This is a genomic window from Pseudomonas sp. FeN3W, from assembly GCA_030263805.2.
GTDB classification, from domain to species: domain Bacteria; phylum Pseudomonadota; class Gammaproteobacteria; order Pseudomonadales; family Pseudomonadaceae; genus Stutzerimonas; species Stutzerimonas stutzeri_G.
The window spans coordinates 635,610-655,146 of the sequence record CP136011.1 but is presented as its reverse complement, the minus strand read 5'-3'; the positions used below and the strand labels follow the sequence as shown (position 1 = coordinate 655,146).

Annotated in this window: 19 protein-coding genes; 11 read left to right on the top strand and 8 right to left on the bottom strand. The window is 50.4% G+C overall.

The window, feature by feature from the left end:
* The first annotated feature begins 138 nt into the window (after nt 1–138).
* From P5704_026995 to P5704_026960, 8 genes are all read left to right on the top strand, one after another.
* The gene (locus P5704_026995; GenBank protein ID WOF81548.1) at nt 139–1,221 is read left to right on the top strand and encodes a TcpQ domain-containing protein; all 1,083 of its coding nucleotides are present in this window, start codon (nt 139–141) and stop codon (nt 1,219–1,221) included.
* Nucleotides 1,222–1,223: 2 nt separating this feature from the next.
* Nucleotides 1,224–2,945: a hypothetical protein gene (locus P5704_026990; protein ID WOF81547.1), complete on the top strand. Its 1,722-nt coding sequence runs from the start codon at nt 1,224–1,226 to the stop codon at nt 2,943–2,945.
* Nucleotides 2,946–2,947: 2 nt separating this feature from the next.
* Nucleotides 2,948–4,243, top strand: a complete 1,296-nt coding sequence (gene pilO2, locus P5704_026985) for a type 4b pilus protein PilO2 (GenBank protein ID WOF81546.1) — start codon at nt 2,948–2,950, stop codon at nt 4,241–4,243.
* On the top strand, nt 4,233–4,823 hold the full coding sequence (locus P5704_026980) for a hypothetical protein (protein WOF81545.1): 591 nt from the start codon (nt 4,233–4,235) through the stop codon (nt 4,821–4,823). The genes pilO2 and P5704_026980 overlap by 11 nt, the downstream gene beginning before the upstream one ends.
* Before the next feature lie 9 nt (nt 4,824–4,832).
* Nucleotides 4,833–6,575 (top strand): ATPase, T2SS/T4P/T4SS family, encoded by a 1,743-nt coding sequence (locus tag P5704_026975; GenBank protein ID WOF81544.1) that lies wholly within the window; start codon nt 4,833–4,835, stop codon nt 6,573–6,575.
* On the top strand, nt 6,572–7,711 hold the full coding sequence (locus P5704_026970) for a hypothetical protein (protein ID WOF81543.1): 1,140 nt from the start codon (nt 6,572–6,574) through the stop codon (nt 7,709–7,711). Before P5704_026975 ends, P5704_026970 begins: the two co-directional genes overlap by 4 nt.
* 87 nt (nt 7,712–7,798) lie before the next feature.
* Nucleotides 7,799–8,398 carry a type 4 pilus major pilin gene (locus tag P5704_026965; GenBank protein ID WOF81542.1) on the top strand — a complete coding sequence of 200 codons (600 nt, stop codon included), beginning with the start codon at nt 7,799–7,801 and terminating at the stop codon, nt 8,396–8,398.
* A 13-nt stretch (nt 8,399–8,411) separates the two neighbouring features.
* Nucleotides 8,412–9,668: a hypothetical protein gene (locus P5704_026960; protein WOF81541.1), complete on the top strand. Its 1,257-nt coding sequence runs from the start codon at nt 8,412–8,414 to the stop codon at nt 9,666–9,668.
* Nucleotides 9,669–10,693: 1,025 nt separating this feature from the next.
* Here P5704_026960 and P5704_026955 read toward each other — a convergent pair.
* The 6 genes from P5704_026955 to P5704_026930 form a co-directional block, all read right to left on the bottom strand.
* Complete coding sequence (locus P5704_026955; GenBank protein WOF81540.1) at nt 10,694–11,074, bottom strand: hypothetical protein; 381 nt, start codon at nt 11,072–11,074, stop codon at nt 10,694–10,696.
* 1,062 nt (nt 11,075–12,136) lie between these two features.
* Complete coding sequence (locus P5704_026950) at nt 12,137–12,451, bottom strand: DUF4031 domain-containing protein (protein ID WOF81539.1); 315 nt, start codon at nt 12,449–12,451, stop codon at nt 12,137–12,139.
* A 95-nt stretch (nt 12,452–12,546) separates the two neighbouring features.
* Nucleotides 12,547–13,968 (bottom strand): transposase, encoded by a 1,422-nt coding sequence (locus P5704_026945; GenBank protein WOF81538.1) that lies wholly within the window; start codon nt 13,966–13,968, stop codon nt 12,547–12,549.
* Nucleotides 13,965–14,372: an IS200/IS605 family transposase gene (tnpA, locus tag P5704_026940; protein WOF81537.1), complete on the bottom strand. Its 408-nt coding sequence runs from the start codon at nt 14,370–14,372 to the stop codon at nt 13,965–13,967. The genes P5704_026945 and tnpA overlap by 4 nt, the downstream gene beginning before the upstream one ends.
* A 76-nt stretch (nt 14,373–14,448) precedes the next feature.
* Nucleotides 14,449–14,802, bottom strand: a complete 354-nt coding sequence (locus P5704_026935) for a hypothetical protein (protein WOF81536.1) — start codon at nt 14,800–14,802, stop codon at nt 14,449–14,451.
* A gap of 55 nt (nt 14,803–14,857) precedes the next feature.
* Entirely contained in the window at nt 14,858–15,268 is a 411-nt protein-coding gene (locus tag P5704_026930; protein WOF81535.1) for a chemotaxis protein CheW, read from the bottom strand.
* Nucleotides 15,269–15,405: 137 nt separating this feature from the next.
* Between P5704_026930 and P5704_026925 the strand changes: the two genes are divergently transcribed.
* The 3 genes from P5704_026925 (at nt 15,406) to P5704_026915 (ending at nt 18,515) form a co-directional block, all read left to right on the top strand.
* Complete coding sequence (locus P5704_026925) at nt 15,406–16,887, top strand: hypothetical protein (GenBank protein ID WOF81534.1); 1,482 nt, start codon at nt 15,406–15,408, stop codon at nt 16,885–16,887.
* A gap of 5 nt (nt 16,888–16,892) precedes the next feature.
* Nucleotides 16,893–17,885, top strand: a complete 993-nt coding sequence (locus P5704_026920) for a hypothetical protein (GenBank protein WOF81533.1) — start codon at nt 16,893–16,895, stop codon at nt 17,883–17,885.
* Between the two features lie 66 nt (nt 17,886–17,951).
* Nucleotides 17,952–18,515 carry a hypothetical protein gene (locus P5704_026915; GenBank protein ID WOF81532.1) on the top strand — a complete coding sequence of 188 codons (564 nt, stop codon included), beginning with the start codon at nt 17,952–17,954 and terminating at the stop codon, nt 18,513–18,515.
* A gap of 8 nt (nt 18,516–18,523) precedes the next feature.
* Here P5704_026915 and P5704_026910 read toward each other — a convergent pair whose 3' ends face one another.
* Together P5704_026910 and P5704_026905 are read right to left on the bottom strand one after the other, a co-directional pair.
* Entirely contained in the window at nt 18,524–19,009 is a 486-nt protein-coding gene (locus P5704_026910) for a hypothetical protein (GenBank protein ID WOF81531.1), read from the bottom strand.
* A gap of 26 nt (nt 19,010–19,035) precedes the next feature.
* A complete protein-coding gene (locus P5704_026905; GenBank protein WOF81530.1) occupies nt 19,036–19,521 on the bottom strand; it encodes a hypothetical protein in 486 nt (161 codons plus the stop codon).
* Nucleotides 19,522–19,537 lie beyond the last annotated feature (16 nt).

Here is a 19,537-nt window from a genome sequence, read left to right as displayed (position 1 = left end):
GCTTCACGACGTTAACCTTCACGTGTTTTTGCTCTCACTATGGGTGCACTTATTATTTTATGGATGATATTGACACGATTTTATTTTGAGCTTATTGTTTTGAAATCCGGCACAAAATTATAAGAAAGAGGTGTCAACGTGAAACGCATCGTCGCGGCTTCAGCGCTATCCCTGTTGGCGTTAAGCATTATCCCAATATCTGGTCATGCAGGCATTTTTTCGCTAAATAAGTCGAACCAAACGCAGCAGAGTTCGATTTCTCAAGACACCCATCTACCTAGAATCTCTCATATCGGAAACGTCAGCACACCTGTTTCAAATGTTGGCAAGCAGAGCGAAATAGAAATCTACAGCCCAATTAATCCTGTAAATGTCCAGTACGGGATGTATTTCAATGAGGCTATGCGCGCTATCCTTCCAGAAGGATGGTATCTTGCGTATGCGAGCACTGAGCCTTTCACAGCGCCAGCACGGATCGACTTCGTGTACGGCGAGCCATGGACTGAGGTACTCAATGATGTAGGCATGCGCTACGGCTTTCAGTTTACGCTTGATTGGAAAGCCAAGGTTGCCACCCTTTCGATTGTTGAGCCTTTGACTGCCTCGAATGATTTCACCTACTGGATCAAAAAGGCTGTTCAGGCAAACAAGGGTCAGGTATCGACCGAAGCCACCAAGCGTGTAGCACAACCCGACGCCAAGTCGTTGTCCAATACCCCTGTTGCCGTAAAAGCGCCTGAGTCTGTCAGTAGCGTCAAGACCATAACGGTTGCATCCGTGGCACCCGCCCAGCCAATGCCCCATACACCCAGCCCTGCTGCGACTGCTGACGCATCGAAAGTGGTGACCGTGCCCACTATCTCTCCAGCGGTGCCAAAAGCGTCTCCAGCGACCATTCTGCAAGCGCCTGCTTCAGTGACTCCTGCCAAGCCTGCTGTTGATCTCAATACATGGTCGATTAGCCCAGCAGACCGCACCATTCGCGAAGCACTGATCAAGTGGAAGGAAAAGACAGGCTGGACATTCGAGGTTGAGCATTGGGCTGTTGATAGGGACGTACCGATTTCAGCGAGCGCAGTTTTCAAGGGTGAATTCAAAGATGCGGTTCGCTCGCTCGTTAGCGCGACCGAGCTTGGCGACACCCCTCTTCAACCCTGCTTCTATTCCAATAAAGTCCTCAGGGTCATCCATTTCAACGAAGTCTGTGACGGTGCCAAGTGATCATGAAAGCCAAGCAATTATCAAAATTCAAAACATCACTGCTTAGCGTTGCAGTCTCCGGCGCGCTCGTTGGCTTATCAGGCTGTTCGGTTATAGATGAAAAGCGCGAATACGAGCAGCAGGCAACCTCCTCATCCATCAGCACTTCGAGGCTGATCAATGAAAATAATAAAGGGTTGAGTATCGCGGCCAAGCGTCTTTCTCAGGAAGTCGACAAGCCTTACATCATCAGTAAATCGGTTCCATTGTCACGCGATATGCAGCTACCACCAGCATTACGAGGCGAGATAAACAGTGTCATGTTGTACCGTGACGAGGCCGGTCTTCCCACCATTGCCAGTCGCATTCAGGATGCAACCGGAATTCTTGTCAAAATCACGCCCGATGCACTGCTACCTTATGAGGCATTCATGCCCCGCTTGGACAAGAAAGAGGTCGACACAGAGCTCAAGGACTTCCCTGCACTGTCTGACTCATCGTTTGACATGATGATGAACAATGCCCTGTCATTTGACCAGGCACGTTCTCAAGGCCCTACCTCCGTTGGTTACGGAAGACAATCACCCAACCCCCTTCCGGTTGGTCAACACAAGCTACCTACCCTTCTCGATGCAATCGCCATCAAGTTTGGCGTTTACTGGAAATACGACCCAGCCATCTCGGCCCTGGTGTTCTATCGCACCGAAACCCGTTACTTCGAGATCAAGGGTATTGAATTAAAATCCTCATCAAGCATGACGGTCGGCTTGTCCGGTAAGCTTGACGGTTCAGGTTCGAGAGGCGTCGCCAGCAAATCGAACGCAAGCATGGCGCTCGAAGATGATAAGAAAGGCCCAATGGATGCCATCATCAATAAGATTGAGCAGTTCATGACCCTGCCCGGCAAGATTTCAGAAGGCAGCAACGGCCTTCTGGTGGTCACCGACACCAAAGAGGCTCTGGACAATATCGCCGCCTACATCGAAGCTGAAAACAATATTCGCTCGCGAACTATTGAATTCATGTTTGAGGAGATCACCATCGAAAATCTGTCCAGCTCTCAGGCGGGTGTTGACTGGGATATTGCCTTCGGTTCAGCAGGAAACGGGAACAGCTTCAATATAAATGGCCTCAATTCATTGCTAGAGCAGGAAGGTTCTGCGCTTGGTATTGGTGCCAAAGTTGGCGCGGGTCAGTGGGCAGGCTCATCTGTTGCCATCCAGGCGCTGAGTAAGATCGGCACCATTGTTGACCGAAAAACCAACACATTCGGCTCCAATAACGGCCAACCTGCTACATCTGGGAGGCCCGCAAAAATCAAGTACATTGACAAGCTTGAGCAGACCAAGAGCTACTCCGACAACTCGGCGCCAACCGTATCGGTGAGCCAGGCTGAAGAAGTCTCTGGCCGCCTGCTGACCGTGCTTCCTCATGCTTACAGCAATGGAGACATTAACCTTGCCATCAAGTACGACAACACCCCTGACCCTGTGCTTGAAAAGCAGACCCTTCCAGATGGCAGCTACGTACAGTCGCCAAAGACCCGTAGCGAAGTACTTGTCCGCTCAACTATCGTGCGCTCAGGGCAACCCTTTATCGTCAACGCCTACACACACAAGAAGACAACATCAGATGAGCGCCGTATCGATAAGACGCTGAGCAAGATCCTGGGGGGTTCCGACGTAGCGGAGAAAAGTGAAGTGCTGACCGTCATGGTTCTGACTGCATATGTAAAAGAGCGTTGATCATGACAGTCGGCTACCTGATCCAGGATATTAACCCAACCAGGAAAATCGTCTTTGGCATACGCTGGCTGGCGCTTATTGGTTCGAACCTTGAGAAGCAGTCGCTTCATAAGGCCTTGGAGCTCAAGTCCACTCACTACACTCAGGCGGGAAGCAGCTCATCCGCCGCAGGCTTTGTGAAACTCAAGCGCCAACCAAAGAAAGTCAAGCTTTATTCTGCTGGCGCCATTTTCGCGCAAAGCCATCCTAACGGGGTCTTTCTCTCGCTTGTAGAGCTTGATGATAAGCGCTGTTGGGTCATCGCATCGCATGACGGCGTAGTGGTGACAGGCACTGACATCATCTGCTCGCGTGAAGAGGCCGATCTTCATATCAGCGATCTTAGAAAGCGGTATGCAAACGCGATTGTCGTAATCGACGACATCGACATCACTCAGTACTGCAACAGCCGCTCCGAGCTCATAGGCACTAAGAACAAGTTCGAAACCGTACCACTATGGATAAAGATGGCATTCTTTGGCGTGATAGCCGTCGCAGGCTATGACGTTGGTATGAGCCAGTTCAAGAAATATCAGGATGCCAGGATTGCCGAACAAAACCCGATGCGCCACGTCGATGCCCACAAGGAATGGGCCTTGAAAATTCAGGAGTCCAAGACAAAAATCAAAGTCGATGGCAGGCGTGGACTGGACGCATTGTATTCTGCCATTGGGAAAATCCCCCTGAAAGTTGGCAGCTGGGTGCTTGGCGAGGTCGGATGTGATGCGGTAGATAAAGGGTTTAACTGCTACGCCATCTACGCTCGATCTAATGCGTCGTCCAACCGATCATTTGCCGACCAGGCACCATCAGGCTGGACGACCAAATGGGTTGATCTAAACACCGTAAGGGCCAGCTGGCTCATGACTGCCGAGCGAAAAAATCTGGCTGATACGATCATTAGAAGTGAAGAACAAATTCAGATCGATCACATCAGCAAAACCCAGCTTGTCATGGCCGCTATTAATGAAATAAAGATTCAGACACCCAAGAAAATCAATGTGGAAGAACCTTATGCACAAAATGCAAAGGGTCAGCGCACAAAGATTCCATTCCCCGCCAAACCCGCAGATGATCTAAAAATACCCACAGTGATTTCGTTCTCATTGAGCAGCCCAATCAGAACTTTATCAATATTGCCTATTGAAGAATCAACGAAGATCCTGTCAATTAATGTTAAGCTAAACCCCATTGAAAACGTAACGATCAATAAGAGCATGATAAGTGCCAAGCTTGTGGGTGAATACTATGCGCAATAATTTCACATCGAAATACGTACTCGCGCTTGCGGTGGCGCTGGCCATGCCTTGCTTTGCAGGCGAGGCCGATAATTCTAACTATCAAGAGATTTTTGAAAATGATGAATCTGGAACACCTGAGATTAAGTATGTAAAGGATCTGGTGATTCTTGACGCAAAGCTTGCCTCCTACGCGCAGGTCAGCATGGAGCAGCTCATTTTGGATAATCTACAGAAATACGAAGCAGCCACCACCCTGGCCGCCCCTGTGTCGCAGCAGGTTACAGACAGTGCCGCTGCCGAGGCTGATGCCACACTTAATGATGCCAAACCCATCGAAGTAGAGCACAAACCCATCGAAGTAGAGCAGCCAGAGCTTGTCATGGAGCCTATCGAAGATGAACCCAGGCTTCAGCTCGTTAGCATTTTTGGCACAGCCCCAAGGCTCTATAGCGATGTGCTAATCAATGACGCCAGGTATCGCTTCACTAATGGGTCGACAAGCACCAATGACATGGGTTACTCGCTTGACAGCATCGCGCCGCCCTGTGTAGCGCTCAAGCGCAATGACGCGCCAATTGAACTGTGCCTCGGCAAATAAGGTCATCCCATGCTTACTTTTTCTAACCTTGGCAAGAAATCCATAGCACATCAGGCTGATGCCAGCGCACCATCAAGCCTATCTGCCCAAGCGCTTATCTTTACCAGCCATGAAGACCTTGCAGGATTGCCATCACCTATCGCACGGTTTCGTGATGATCTCATTGGAGAGCAATTATCAACCAAAGTGTGCCCGGCACAGCTTGATTCTGGCCAATGGGTCATATTCGTCACCCCTGACTACATCAATAGCGACCTTGTAAAAACCGCTGAAGAGAAAAGCATCATTGAGGGCGGATCAAAGCAAAAGCCGCTGATTCAAATGATTACACCGACACTGCTATTGACCCTGCGTGAAGACGATCCAAGCAAGAGCAGCAGCTACCGTGAAAAGGAAACCGTAACCGCATACAAGGCGGCCTTTCACGAAATCATAACCTGGGGCATTCGAAACAACGCATCCGACGCCCATCTGAATGTTCACCTCAATGAGCCATATTCTCAGGTTTGCTTTTCAATCGAAGGAAAATACATTGCGCCTGAACGATGGAAAATCAAAACCGACAGAATGATTGAGATTCTGAACGTAGCCTGGATGGACAGCAAAGGAGGATCATCCCCCGTTTTCAGTGCAGACTCCGAGCAGCAGTGTCGTATCGAGGTACTGGTTGATCATTCACGCGTCATGGCGCGCTGGGCATCACTTGCAACAGACAGTGGCCCGTCAGTCACGCTTCGGCTGCTCAGAATCGACGTAAAAAGCGTTAACAAGAGCCTGGCAGATCAGGGCTACTTACCAAGCCAGATCAAAATGCTTGAACGCGTCCAGATGAGTGAGGGTGGCTCGTTCATCATTGCAGGGGTTGTCGGATCGGGTAAGTCAACCACGCTTGCCAACCTGCTAAGCGCCCTACCTAACACTCGCAAGGTCATCACTCTTGAGGATCCAGTCGAATACCGAATCCCAAACGCTCTTCAGAACACGATTTCGCGTTCACTTGAGGGCAATGATAGCCAAGCATTTGAATCAAAGCTAAGAACCATCAAGCGCTCAGCACCTCATGATCTGATGATCGGTGAAATCCGAGACCCTGAAACGGCCAAGGCATTTGTCGACATCGTGGGATCGGGTACGAGCATCTACAGCACAGTTCACGCGAAATCAGCCATGCATATACCTGAACGCTTGAGTTCATCGTCCATTGGTATTCCAAGAGACCTGCTTGGCTCTCCCGGCATTCTGAACCTTCTCGTGTTTCAGGCCCTTATCCCAACCTTGTGTCAACATTGCGCATTGCCCCTCGACACACTTTGCGAAAAAGGTGGCCAGGACATTCGCGGCATCATGCATGACCCTGCTCACTGGAAGGCCTATAAGAAACTCATCGGCGGTATGTACAGCGTTAGTACTGATCAACTGAAGGTCAGAAACACTGATGGCTGTGAGCACTGCAAGAGAGCCGATCTACCAGAGCTCAATGGCTATTCAGGCAGAACGGTGGTGGCCGAGATGATCGAGCCTGGTACAGACCTCCAGGTGCTTAAACTCATTCGCAACGGCGATACCATTGGCCTACAGCAGTACTTTGAAAACTACCCAAAGGCGCCGATCAATGACCCTGATATGACCGGCAAAAGTCTAATGGAATGTGCAGTTTACAAGATGCTAATGGGGCTTTTCGATCCACGTGACGTTGAAGTAAGAACGCATTCATTTGAAACCGTTGCCCTGCAAAAGGGGTATAGGCCATGACACTTTTGCGCAGAAGAATGGGCCAATCAGTACGCACGAATGAGGATGCGATTCCCTTCGCGGTGAAAATCGCCTCAATCCTCTTTGCCTCCAAGCGCAGTGACTACTACCTCTATCTTGCTGACATGATGGAGGGCACACGTGGCTCTATGTCGCTCAAGCAGATCCTGGCAGGCGATGCACAGCGCTACGCTGGTACGACCCGTGGCACATTGGCCAAACATTGGCATGAGCGTTATCAGGAAGGCGGAAGTCTTAAGCGCACCTTTGCAGGCACACTGCCTCGTGAAGATATCGCAATCATGGATATGCTTCAGAGCCTGGGCTTTGAAGGCGCCCTTGAGGAAGGACTCAGGGATATGGCGCGAAACAGGCTGTTGATCTCCAAAGCCAAGGGCACCATCATAACCACCTTGATGGCCTCAGTGGTCTGTATGGTTATGCTTCTGGCCTTGGTCTTTGCCATGCCCTCCTACACCACGCCAAAACTGGCACAGGCTTTCTCGATTCTGCCACCTGATCAATACCCGATCTCTGCCAAAAAGCTATTTGCTTTTTCTGAATTTGTCACCGCGTATTGGTCACTCATATCTCTTGGCGTCATCGGCCTTGTAGTGGGCATAGGCTTGTCGCTTGGAAGAGTCACTGGCCCTGTTCGTCAGCTTCTGGATAAGTATGGCATCATCTGGGGCATGTACCGTGACTTTCAGAGTATCAGTTTCCTATCCAACCTTGCCTCCCTCGCCCGCAAGCGAGGAAACACCTCGCACAAGCTCAGAGATGCCATATTGCTGCAACGAGAAGGCGGCAGCCTATGGAAAAGACACCATGTCGACAAGATGATCGAAATGATTGATACGGGAGAATCTGGTGCGCCATTGTTCTGCACCGGCATCCTGGTCAAGGAAATGGAGTGGTATATCGCTGACCTTATCGAATCCAGAGGTCTGGAAGATGCGCTTCAGTTCGTAAGACTCAGGCTTGAAGACCGGGTGATGAAAAAGATCACACTGCAAAGCACTCTGTTTAGCTGGGTACTGATGATTTCAGCCATTGTGGTTGCAGGCTATCTGATGTTCTGGCATATCGCCGTTATTGATGATATGCGCTACGCCCTGCAAAACTTTTTGTCTTGAACAAAAGTAACGAATTACGCTTATTGACAGTAACTACGCTTCATGTTCTATTTGATACCAATAACAATAAAAAATGAGGGCTGCATCATGAAAAACGCCAGAAATCTATCTGGTTTCAAGGGTAAGAAATCCCAGCGGGGTAATTACCTCCTCTCCATCGGCATGGGTATCATGGTCATGGCCATCCTTGCCGTTTGGGGCGTCCCCAAGATTAAGGACTACCTGATCGAAGGTGCCATTCCATCTGTTGCCGAGGAAACGCAGCGCTTTATCGCTAAGGTCAAAATCAACTCAGCAGGTTCAGGCACTGAGCCTTTCACCGGACTCGATCAAGAATACTTTGCACGTGCCGTGCGTGGCGGTTCCTTGCAAGTTGGTGACGTATCCGGTCAAGGCACCGGAGGTGAAGTCGTCCGTCATGGCTTGGGCGGCGGCTCGGCTGGCACCATTGAAATTTCAGAAACAGGTGATGCCTTCGCCTTGACATTTGAAAACGTTAACCAGGCAGCCTGCCCTTCTTTGGCCACAGCACTGCAACGCACGGTAGATGACATCAGCATCAATGGAACAGCTGTCAAGACAACTGATGACGACATGAACGTCGAACTTGCATACATCGCATCGACCGCAGCTTCGGCGTGCTCAGATGGTGACGTGAACGAATTCATTTTCACCATCAAAAACTGATAGGGCTTTGACCATGCGTTTGAAATCAATCCAGCAAAAAGGATTTGCGCTCACGTCGCTGATGATTGCTATTTTGATTTCGACGCTGCTCGCCGCTATTGCGGCAGGTAAATGGGCAACCTTGATAAACGAATCTGCTGCTGAATCGACAGGCAAGTATATGCTGTCGGTTCGTGGTGCCACCTTAAGCGCTATCTCTGCACACATCGATGCGCTTCAGAAGAATGATGTCAGTGGGCTTCCTTTGGGAACACTTCCAGAGCCTCCTTCGTGGGCAGTGTTTGAAGGTGACTCGACCGTTATTTCAGTTAGAGACCTTAAGAATGCAGGTTTTCTACGCTCCGATTTTCCTGATGCCCCGCCACTTGGCAGATCTGTTCATATCAGCCTTCAGCGAAGCGATGCAGCCTGTCCAGGCCTACATTGCTCTGTTGATGCCTACGTCTACACCTGCTGGCCCATCTCAACGGCAAAGCCACGAGGCTACATAGATATCGATACGTGCTCGCCACCCCCTAGTGGAGTGGAGTTCAACAACAACCTTATTGGAAGCGCCATCATGGCAACCAATGGTTATGGCGGCAGCAACAGCATCAACGCTTCAAAGTTTAATGGGCCATTGTTCAATATTGACTCAAGCGTCCTTGGTTTGCCCGCAAATAGCCCAGGACACCTGGCCGTTTCTGCATCGCTTAACAGCACCATGCATAACCAGTACGTGCGCCAGGGCGACACGAGAAACATCAGACTCCTCGGGGATCTTGGCGTCAAGGGCACTTTAACCACAGACAAAGGCATGAAGATTACCGAAAAGGCTGTACCAGGCGCCTCATGCAACGAAGAAGGCTTGTATGTAACAAGCGCCAACAATGCACTGCTGAGCTGCATGGGCTCTCGCTGGTTCCCGATGAATGCCTATTCGGTGCAATCCTCATCCATTCTGCAAAACAACGAAATTCTTCCAGCCATTACCTGCCCTGCTAATACCCAACCCTTTGCCATGGCATCGTTAAGCACGATGGATGCGACCATGACAGGATCGGATATCGATATCAGGGGCAATCTCTCTGGCAGCATGTCTGGTACAGGTTCTACTAACGCCTCAGGCACTGTAGTGGTCACCGGCTCCTTCAGTGGAACGACTTCCTCATCAAGCGCCAGCAAGATCCGCGTTGCTCAAAGCGCATCTATCGTAGGTAACCGTGTCGTCATAGCGCCAGCAGGCGCTGGTGCGCGTGCTCAGGTTATTCAGGGCTGCAAATTCATCTAGACGGGGCCTGCATGCGCTACTCACCACTCTTATGCCTAATGCTAATGGTCTCCACCATATGCCAGGCTCAAGCTCCTAACACGGCGCAGATCGTTCTGCAAAACGTGGTTGTTAATGCAGCGCTGAATTTCAACCCTTCTGGAAGTGGCTGCGCGGCATCTCAGCGGTGGGATGTGATTGCTGGTCGGTGCGTCTCTGCCTACCGTCTAAAAACGCTCTACACAACAAGCTCATGTGCGTGCTCTTGCGCCTATGGTGGAAGCTGCTCATCACAGCGCACCGGTTCATATCCTGTCTATGGCTGGAAAGTGCCGCCAATTGGGACAGAGCTTGTCAGCTCAACAGGTTCCACATCATGGGGGAGTTGCTACAAAACCACGGACTATTGCGCATCGCCGCCTGCACCCACTCCTCCCACTCCTCCCACTCCAGTAAGGCCTCCACCAGGCTCAACAACACAGGTTGTCTCCGGCGCACTGATATGCGACTCATCCAACCCTCTCTACTGGCTTGGGGCTTCATCCAGTGTGAACAAGAACAAGATTATCAATGCGTACAGAAATCATCCAAACCACGTTGGCCGGTGTCCGGAGCAGGACGTGCTTGGATACAGCGGGTGGACACATTGGCAGGCCCAGGAGCAGACAAGAGGAATTGAAAGTGTCTTGACCGACATTCGAAACTCAACCAATCCGCTGTCAGAGCAGATACGCATCGTCAACCTGATCTGCGTAGAGGCGGCCAATAGAGCGCATGGCTCTGGTAACTACGCCAAATCAACCTACATCAACAATTCTGGCAATAAATGCCTGGTTACGTTCTAGTATTAGGCAATTCTCGGATTCATGTCACCTTTGCCCCACCTGCAAGGAATCGGGCGAAGCATGAATGGTCATTCTGGGCGAGTGTTAAGAAAAACCTGTCAGCGACACATTCAGCGCACGTGCAGTCGGGGGATCATAAGCGATCCCCCGTGTCTTTCAAGCGCCTTGCTATCCAGCGCCTGTTGATTGACCAGATGTAAGTCAAAAACCCGTGATTTTGCATTGGTAGCCGGAAAAAACCACATACTCAGCACGAGCACTACGGCCATATTTCTTTTGTGCCTCAGATGTGCAAAGGGCGTCTTCCGAAGCCTTGTGCGAGGGTAAGTGTTCGCCATTTGCATAAGCTGCCTTTCGCATCTGTTCTTCCATATACGATTGCTTAGCAGAGAGCGCCGCAGGATCCGTTCCTCCAGCAACAGAAACCCATATATTCTGCCAGTATAGGTAACCACCAAGCTCAGCGCATCGACCGGCCCAATTGAAGCTGCGGTAGATGCTAATGATCCAATTTTTGTTGGACAGAGGAAGCGGGCCTTGGTAATAGCCGTTTTGTGCGCTACTGCAAATGAATCCAGACATGTAAAAAACGCTGCCAACACTTCCACCACCACCGCCAGAAGGAGGGGGCGCCGGTGGTGGCGGAGGAGGCGGCGCCTTGCAGCTGCTATAGGTTTGACGGCATGAGCCCCAAGATATGCTACTCGTTTGCTGAGCACCTGTAGGTGGAATTAGCCATCCATAAATCGTTCCCGTCCTGGAACTTGAACAGTAACCAGAATATCCTGATGGGCAAGAACAAGAGCATGACGATGTGCTTGTTCCTAGCGCCCTGGCTGTTGTGCATTTACCCATGACAACATCCCACATCTGCCCATTTGAACAACCTCTGCCACCTGGGTTGAAATCAAGACTGGCTGGGTAGGTTGATGTCGTCATTTGAATATCGGCGGTATTTTGATCTAGCGCAAAGCTGTACGACCCTAACCAGTTTAGCCAGAGTACTATTATTAAAAGCCAATCCGCATGTTTAATCATTACTATGCCCCGCTATTTCATACAAGATACCATAAACATTATCTAGTTTGACATCCTCACCGACATGACTGATTAAGTTTTACGAGTTGGGCGATAAAAAGAAACCCTTTGTTTTAAGACATGGGCAAGGGCCAAGCGCCTTTCGTGCGAAAGTCTAAAAATACTCCATTTCATCGACCCGACAACCTTGATCTGCACCTGGGGCGTACGATGGCTCTTAAAACTCAAGCGCGACCCCAAACAGTATGAGCTAGCGACCTTCAGCACAGGCAAAACATACAACTGTGACTTGAATGCCAGCTACAATATTGCGGCCCGTTATTGGGCCATGGTGTTAAAACTGACTCACCGAAAGGATGAGCAGGCTGCGAAAGGCCAAAGTTCCTACGCAGCACCGAGAATACCGGTGACGCTCTCGACCCTTTGGGGAACGCAGGGCCGATGCCCATGAAATAAAGCCGGTCAACAATACGCTCAAACGAGCGATTGAGTTCTCCAACTAAGGTAAAACCAGCCTTGGCTTTGACAGCGCCTTGCTCAAGGTGCTCGACAAGCCTCAGCAAAAAGCACCTGCTGATCCAGCCCCAAGCCAATAGGCTCGTGGTGCTATTGGAAAAGATCTGGCGTATTGCCGATCAATCCGATTCCCAGCGAGCTCACCGGCTTGCCTTCACGCTTGGCTCGCACGATCTCCCCTGTTTGACCCATGGTGATCTCGACTGCCCCAGCCTTGACCGCAAGCGCACGCTTGCTAATGGCAATGTCGTAGTGGCTCTTTGGCGTGCCTGGATACTGGTGCCAGCGCCTGGATACGCCAATTCTGTCAGCCATCTCCTGAAGCTCCTCGTCTGTATCAGCAAGCATGTGACACATCACCATGGAGCCAAATTGGGCCTTCATGTCATCAACATAGACAGCCATCACTGAGTCTCCCCATGGATAAATCCAGGGGGTTCCGAAGGTGAATTCTGCGGGGTTTCAAGCTCAAGCTTGCTGTATCCGCAGGCAACCCTTCTTTACGTACCATCCGCTCTGCCGGCTTGCGCCGGGGCAGTAGCATTTGCCACCACGCTCGCAGATTGATTTTTCCATAGACCGGTACGCCGCAGCACAGACTCCTGAGCCGCCAGCATCAGAGTGATGCTGGATGGACTATGGCTTTTTCCATCAGTGCAATACGCCAACAGCGCTGAATAGATATCCCTCTGGATTAACCCGCTTCCATCGCCAAGCGTATGCCAGCGAAGTGAAAGCGGTTTCTTCCTGAAGGTTTCAGTGCAGTGGTCGTATTGCGACATCTTGAGCTTCCAGGTATCCAGTTCAACCACCTTGCCGCCAGCACTTTCAGCCTTGCGCTTCAGGTGATCAACAAAATAACCCGGAGCCCGGTTTTTTACGGACTTTCCAAAACTCTTCTGGAAGGCTCGATATGACAATTTCTCGATCTGCCAGGTATTGGCCTGACTGAGCAGCTCGTTCACAAGCTGACCATGTTCATTCTTGCGGCGCGCCTGTAGCTTTCGCTCACTATTAGCGATCTGGATTCTTAAGCGCTGTAGGCGCTTGGAGCTTTGGACTTTCTGTCCTCTGATCCAGCGACCTTTATCATCGAAGGCATGGGGGTTTGTGACCCTCAGCGAACGATCAGCCTTGCGCTGCAAGCGCCGTAGCTCTTTGGTGCATGGCTCGACACCAGGGCAAAACCGGTGAAGGGAGGCCCCTGAATCACTGAAGCTGGCTACGGTTGAAGGGCCGATATCGAGGCCTCCTAGAGCATTCACTGATTGGCAGGTGGCTGGAGCAATGCCTTCCAGGGTTAACTGAGCGAAAAATCGCTGCTTGCCCTTGATGTTACGCCAGAGCACCCGAGCGAATTTGACTCTTTTATGGAGCGCTTCATCGAGGTATGGATCTTTCCCCGCCCTGGGTAATAAGACAGGCATCAAAAGGCCTGCCCAATACAGGCAGGCGGTTTCTGGCTGATAGCGTATAGCAGACGCCGCGCTTTTACCTTCTATCGAATGCAGGGGCCGCTTGCGGCCCTTGAAGCGGGGCAGGCCCCGCTTCTTGAAGCTGTATTGCTCCAGGGATGAAAACACCCGTTTAGCCAGGGTCTGTGGCTCATGGGCGCCCAGATGATCCTTCCATAGCCTGTTTTTAAGCGCAGTGCCGAACGCTGAAAGCTCATATTCCGAGAAGGCGTATTTCTCCCGAAGCGCCTTATAGCCCGCCCTCTTGTCCTCGGCTTTCGGGAACCCCTGCAATGCTTTCCATTCGGAGTCTCGTCGCATAGCGTTGAGCCTGCGTAAGCCTTCTGACAGCAGGGCGTTATAGAGCCGCCTGGCTGCCTCAAACCGTTTTCGCATCACTGCGACATCGCGACCTTTGGTCACGAGCGGCAGGGTGATGACAAAGCTTGCGGTTGAGGCTTTCTTCATACGCTTTTCTGCTGCTCGATGTACTGCTTTATCACTTCCAGCGGCGCACCACCGACAGTGGAAACGAAATAGCTATTCGTCCAAAGCGAGGGCAACCGGGATTTTATAAAGCGAAATTCGGAGCGCAGAATGCGGGATGACCGTCCCTTGATCTGCTTCACCAGACGATGAATGCCAAATTGAGGGTCGACCTCAACCAGCAGATGGACGTGATCAGGCATCACTTCAAGCTCAATCACTTCACATTCAAGCTCTACACAGACAATCTGTATAATCTCTTTTAGCCGAGCATCAGCGCCATCAACCAAAACAGGTCGACGGTACTTGGGGCACCATACAACGTGGTACTTGCATGAGTACACCACATTATTCTTGTGCTTATAGCGTAGCTTGTATTCGGACATGGCTGCATTATACAATTAAGATCAGAATAATGCAAGCCGCTAGACCCCATGGATGAATCCATGGGCTTGCGCGGCTTTATTGGTCAATGAACTCGATTTCGTAGGTGTTGATGCCCTCTCCCCGCTCACGAAGGCCTGGCAGCAATGCGATGAACATGTCAGGCGTATAGGTTGCCATATGAATCAAGGCATCAAGGGAATCTCGGAAGGTGTACTCATCGCCCTGCTCTCGACACATCGCTCGGTAAGACTCTGCAAAAATATCCTGGTGATCAGCCAGAAGCATCCGGCACGCATAGATTTTCGCCTTTTTCTTGCTTGGGAAGATCGGAAGCGGAGCATCAGGACTCAGGGTATCTACAACTGACCACGGCAGCCGACCGCCACGCTCATTTTTTCGAATCGTAAATCGTTGTTCTAGCTCATTCATATATTTTAACCTTGCCATTGGCAATCAATATTGTCGTTTTAGAATGCTGGACGTCTCACGCCACGGCCTTGGCAATGATTCGCTCAGGATCCAGCATCTGAACCATGCCATCCGGGTCATTGATCACCCCCTCAATGAGCCCTCCCGACGTGACTTTTTGAAGACTATCAAGCTGATCCTGGTTCAGCTTCATGATCCTATCAACAGATGATACCGCCAGTGCAAAATGCTCCTGCCGATCAAGGATGATGGCCATGCTTGAGGTTCTTTCATTGGGCTCCTTTAGCAGCGCTTTGCACAAATCCATCACCGGGACAGTCTGGCCTCGAACGTTCATACAGCCGCTGACCTGTTGAGATGCGCCGGGGATCCTGGTGAGCTTGCCGATGGGCATGATTTCGCGCACGCTGAGCACATCAACAGCAAATTGCTCTTTAGTCCCCAAGCCAAAAACCAGTACTTCCATTTTACGCTTACCCCATAGTTCAATTCAGCAAAATACTAACCTATTCCGGCATTTTGTCAATTATCCGCATTAACATTCCCTTTGACGAAATTCATCCTCAATGCCTACCATAAAGTGAGAACCAGCAGGCTAAAATAATGATTATAAAAAACGTGTCGCGCTTCTTGGCTACCGCCGTTATTGTCGGCTCAAGCCTCTTGATGACCCCGCTTGGTGCTCAGGCGCAGTCGCCATCACCCCAAGAAACCGCACTGACTGCGACTGCCTTTGAAAGCTTCGATGAAAGCCTGGATAGGCTTATGAGCTTTAGGGCCAATAACGTCATGGGCCGGGAGGTGAAGCTTCTACCCCACCATGCCATGAACGCTCAAGACACCCTGTCGTACAAGGCGCACATGGGCGAGAACTTCGCCATCAACGGCTTGTACAAAGGGCAGGCAGCCTGTGTGCTGTTTGTCGATACAGAGGAAACGGGCAAGCCATACCAGGTGAACATGCGGCCTGATCAATCAGGCGTGCTGAGCCTCGTAGACCGATCTGCGTATATGTACTACGTACTGACTCACGAGATGAGCCACTGCCTGAACCATGACAACTACTCAAGCCTGACCAAGCTCGTTGACCTCGCCAAGGATCCCGCGACCAGTAAGTACATAACGCCCCTGTCCGCTCTTGAAATGTCGATCCGCGAGGTTCACGCCGACCTCTCTGCGGCACTCCTGGGTGCCAGCAAGACGGGTGACTGGACTGTGCTTGAAAAAGCCATTTTGCCAATGCGCGCCCTGATGTATGACCCAACCCATGCGACAGCCAATTCGGTAACCGCGATTGTCAATGAGATCAATCCCAAGCACCTCATGGGTCAGTCGTATGAAGCCATCGCTGTGCTATCGAATGAGCTTTTCAAAAAACAGTTCATGGATGAAAACGGCATGGTTGATCCACATTCGATTGGCGCCAGGCACATCATGAAAGACTGGTATGCCGGGGGCCTTGAGAACGAGGCCTACATCGTCAATCAGAGTTTCCAGACAGAGATGGATAAGCAGCTTCTCGCAGAGATCCACCTGTTCCGAGAGTTCGCTGGAACAATGATGCCTGCCCGTGAACTGACCAATCTGTCAGATGTGACGTTTCTTTTTGCGCTCAAGCAAACTGTTCTTAAGCAACAGAACCAGCTTGTAGAAGGCGGTGCCCAACTGGGTGACCAACAGCTGAAAGATTTTCAAGAGTACAACGACAGAAAAAGCCAGAACCTTGCGGTAATCCTGTCCATGTACGAAGGTGATTTGACGGGTGATGCGCCTAGCCTAAAGGCCGCCAGAAAAGGCATAGAGAATTGGCACCAGTACTTTGCCAAAGCCCATGGATCAATGATCCTTCGCGATGCGCTTCCGAAAGTTCTGGCAGAAACGCTAACGCCGCCAGGTGATGAGATCGCCGCCGAGAAAATCCGAGGCGCCGAGGATCGGGTCAAGCAGATGCTGGCGCAGGTTCACGGAAATGACCAACTACCGGCAGACCACATGGTGAGTGGACTGCAACAGGCAGATCAGCCCTCCATAAGAACTGAAAAATCCAGAAGCTTAAGGGACGTGTTCTCGTTCGGTATTAGGTAAAAACCATGGACATTAAATTACCGAAAAAACTCAGGGGCCCTGATGGCTTCAGGGCCGAGATCATTTCATCTGGAAATGATTACTCTCATTCAGTGCCGCTTTTTTGCGTCGATGTAAGAGATGGTGAAAAAAACCGCTACAAGCTGTTGTTTGACGCAACCAGGCCAAACACTGATCAAATCAGAAAATCGCTTCTGTTCTTTCGGCACGACAAGGCATGGAGGGAGTACTTCAGGGTTCCTGACACCACGCCAACATGGAGGCTGTCTGATCGCTTATCACTCGAAGCTTATGACCCACAGGCCTTCCCCTACTTCCAGGCGTTCAGGCAGCGGGGAAACCCTGTCATTCGCTACAACAAGGGCAGCGAACACCCACTTGGCTCGGTATGCACGCTACACATACACGGATCATGGCCCCCAGAGCTTGCTCAGATCGCCGTAATCAATCAATGGATGACTCATGAGAATGGGATAAGCATCAACTGTCCACGCGGCGCCAGCCACCTGGGAAGGGCTTCATTCCTACTGATGCTCGATGACTGGATCAGTGAAAGCCTTGACCTTACGGGAAAGCGCTACAAGGTGGATCGAGAGGCCAGGCCGCTGCTCCCAGACTGGCCAGCCTACCCTGCAACCGCGCTCGCTGAACAGGAGCTCATCAATCGCAAGAAAGCCGAGAAGATAAACCGCTTTCTCACCCCTGTTACCTTTGATGAGTACTGTCAGCTGACCAGTGGGCGCGACACCTTTTCCAATCAGTCGCTCGACCAGTTGTGCAAACAGCTTGAAGGTGACGAGGCGCTCGTCATTCTCAATGAAATGGCGGACAATCCCATCATTTTCGCAAAGTCGTTACGCTGGCGTTTGCGCGGTCTTTCAGTCATGCACACAATCGAAAAATACCGCATTGATGACATTTTGCACAACCATGCACAAAACGAACGCGAAAGAAAAAGACTGGAGCGAAGCCAGGCTGCGTCGCCAAAAGCACCATAGCCATTTGAATTAATTGACATTCATCTGACTAAACAGCATGATTCTCCAATGCCATGAGGACTCGATATGCAACTTGCTTACGATGACGAAACCAATAGCTTTCAATTCGCGATTGAAAATCCATGTGAAATTGATGCTGACATCGAGGTTGACGTCCAACTTGAAGGTGGGCTTAACCAGTTCAAGCGGGCCTACTCCATTGCAAAATTCATGAGCGCGACCAGCTCTGAAATGGTCGGAGCGCTGTACGATGCTGCCCAAGGTTTTGATCTCGCCCAGGTTAGAAAAAACCTGAGAAAAACAATCAAGGAGGCGGAGGAATTTCAAGTCGAATCACGAGATGAAATGGAAGCTGGGAAAATGCCAGACAGCCTCTATGTCATGATCAACGAATCGATCACCTCAACGTGCACAGCAGGTCGCAAATACCTGCGGTCAAACCGAGAGAGCATCCAAGATTTGCTGTTCATGAGCGAGATTTTCATCAAGGGAAATATGGGGCTTGCAAACTTCACGCTCCCTCATATCGGAGACGCCCTGGTCAGTATCGAGTTTTCACTGACTGTGCCTGTCAACGAAATGGTGGATGACGCCATGGCTGAGAAGGCTGAGGCGGTCACCTTACACTGATTGCCACCTTAAATACCAAAACCGACCTCAACCATATGACGCTTGATCTCATGAAATCGTCCAGCCCGGCGAAAAGTGTCTACTGGAAAGCCTACTTCCAGGGCTAGTTTAATTACAGCAAAAGAAGCTGATGATCTGGCTTTTTCGGCGTGAAATTCCGAGCACGCCTTGGCCATCAAATCCAGTGTCGCGAGGGCTCGCTCATCAGATATTGTCGGATCTCGATCCATCTCGGACTTAATAACTTTTAGCGCAACCCTTATTGAATGTCCCTTTGTCGATAGCGCTAAATATTCAGATGGAATGTTCACATCCCTATTAAGACTCAACTCCAAAAGCCTGACTCTCGTGTTATGGCAAAGCACCAGCGGATTTTCCCCGCCCTTGTGAATAGAAATGAAAAGCTCTTTGGCCTCATCCCACATTTTGCTATCCACAAGTTCTTCGAATCTTTCTATTTCGTCATGCCCGACGCGATCTAATTTCGTATTCATTTCGAAAACTTTTTCTGTTTTTCGGTTTAAATATCTAGGCCACTTTCTGCCGCGAGTCGCTTTAACTCTTTTGGGCGATCTGAATTCAAAAAAACTTTTTGAGGAAAGCCTTTTCTAAGCGCGTGCTCATAAAATTCTTTGGTCGCTGCCGCCTTGAGACTTTCAGGAACGATGCTCAAGCATCCCTGGGCTATCGTATCGAGAGTAATATTGGCGCGCTCGTCAGTAATCTCATTTCGATGCTCTTGCATCATTAACTTAAGCATTACAAACAAGATAGCTAGCCGATTATCCCTCATCGGAATCTTGAAGTACTCAATCGGCACTTTTACAGGCCTGAGGAGGCTAAGCCTGATCAACATTCTCTGGCATTCAGACGTGCCATTTGGCTGAATGGGTGTTCCGCCATCTTTGTGCATGCTTTCGAACATCTCGACAGCTCTATCGAAATCTTTCCAATCCATGATGAGCGTATATAAGTTATTTCTTCCATCCAGTGCATCATTAGTCATGATAAACCTCTCTTTG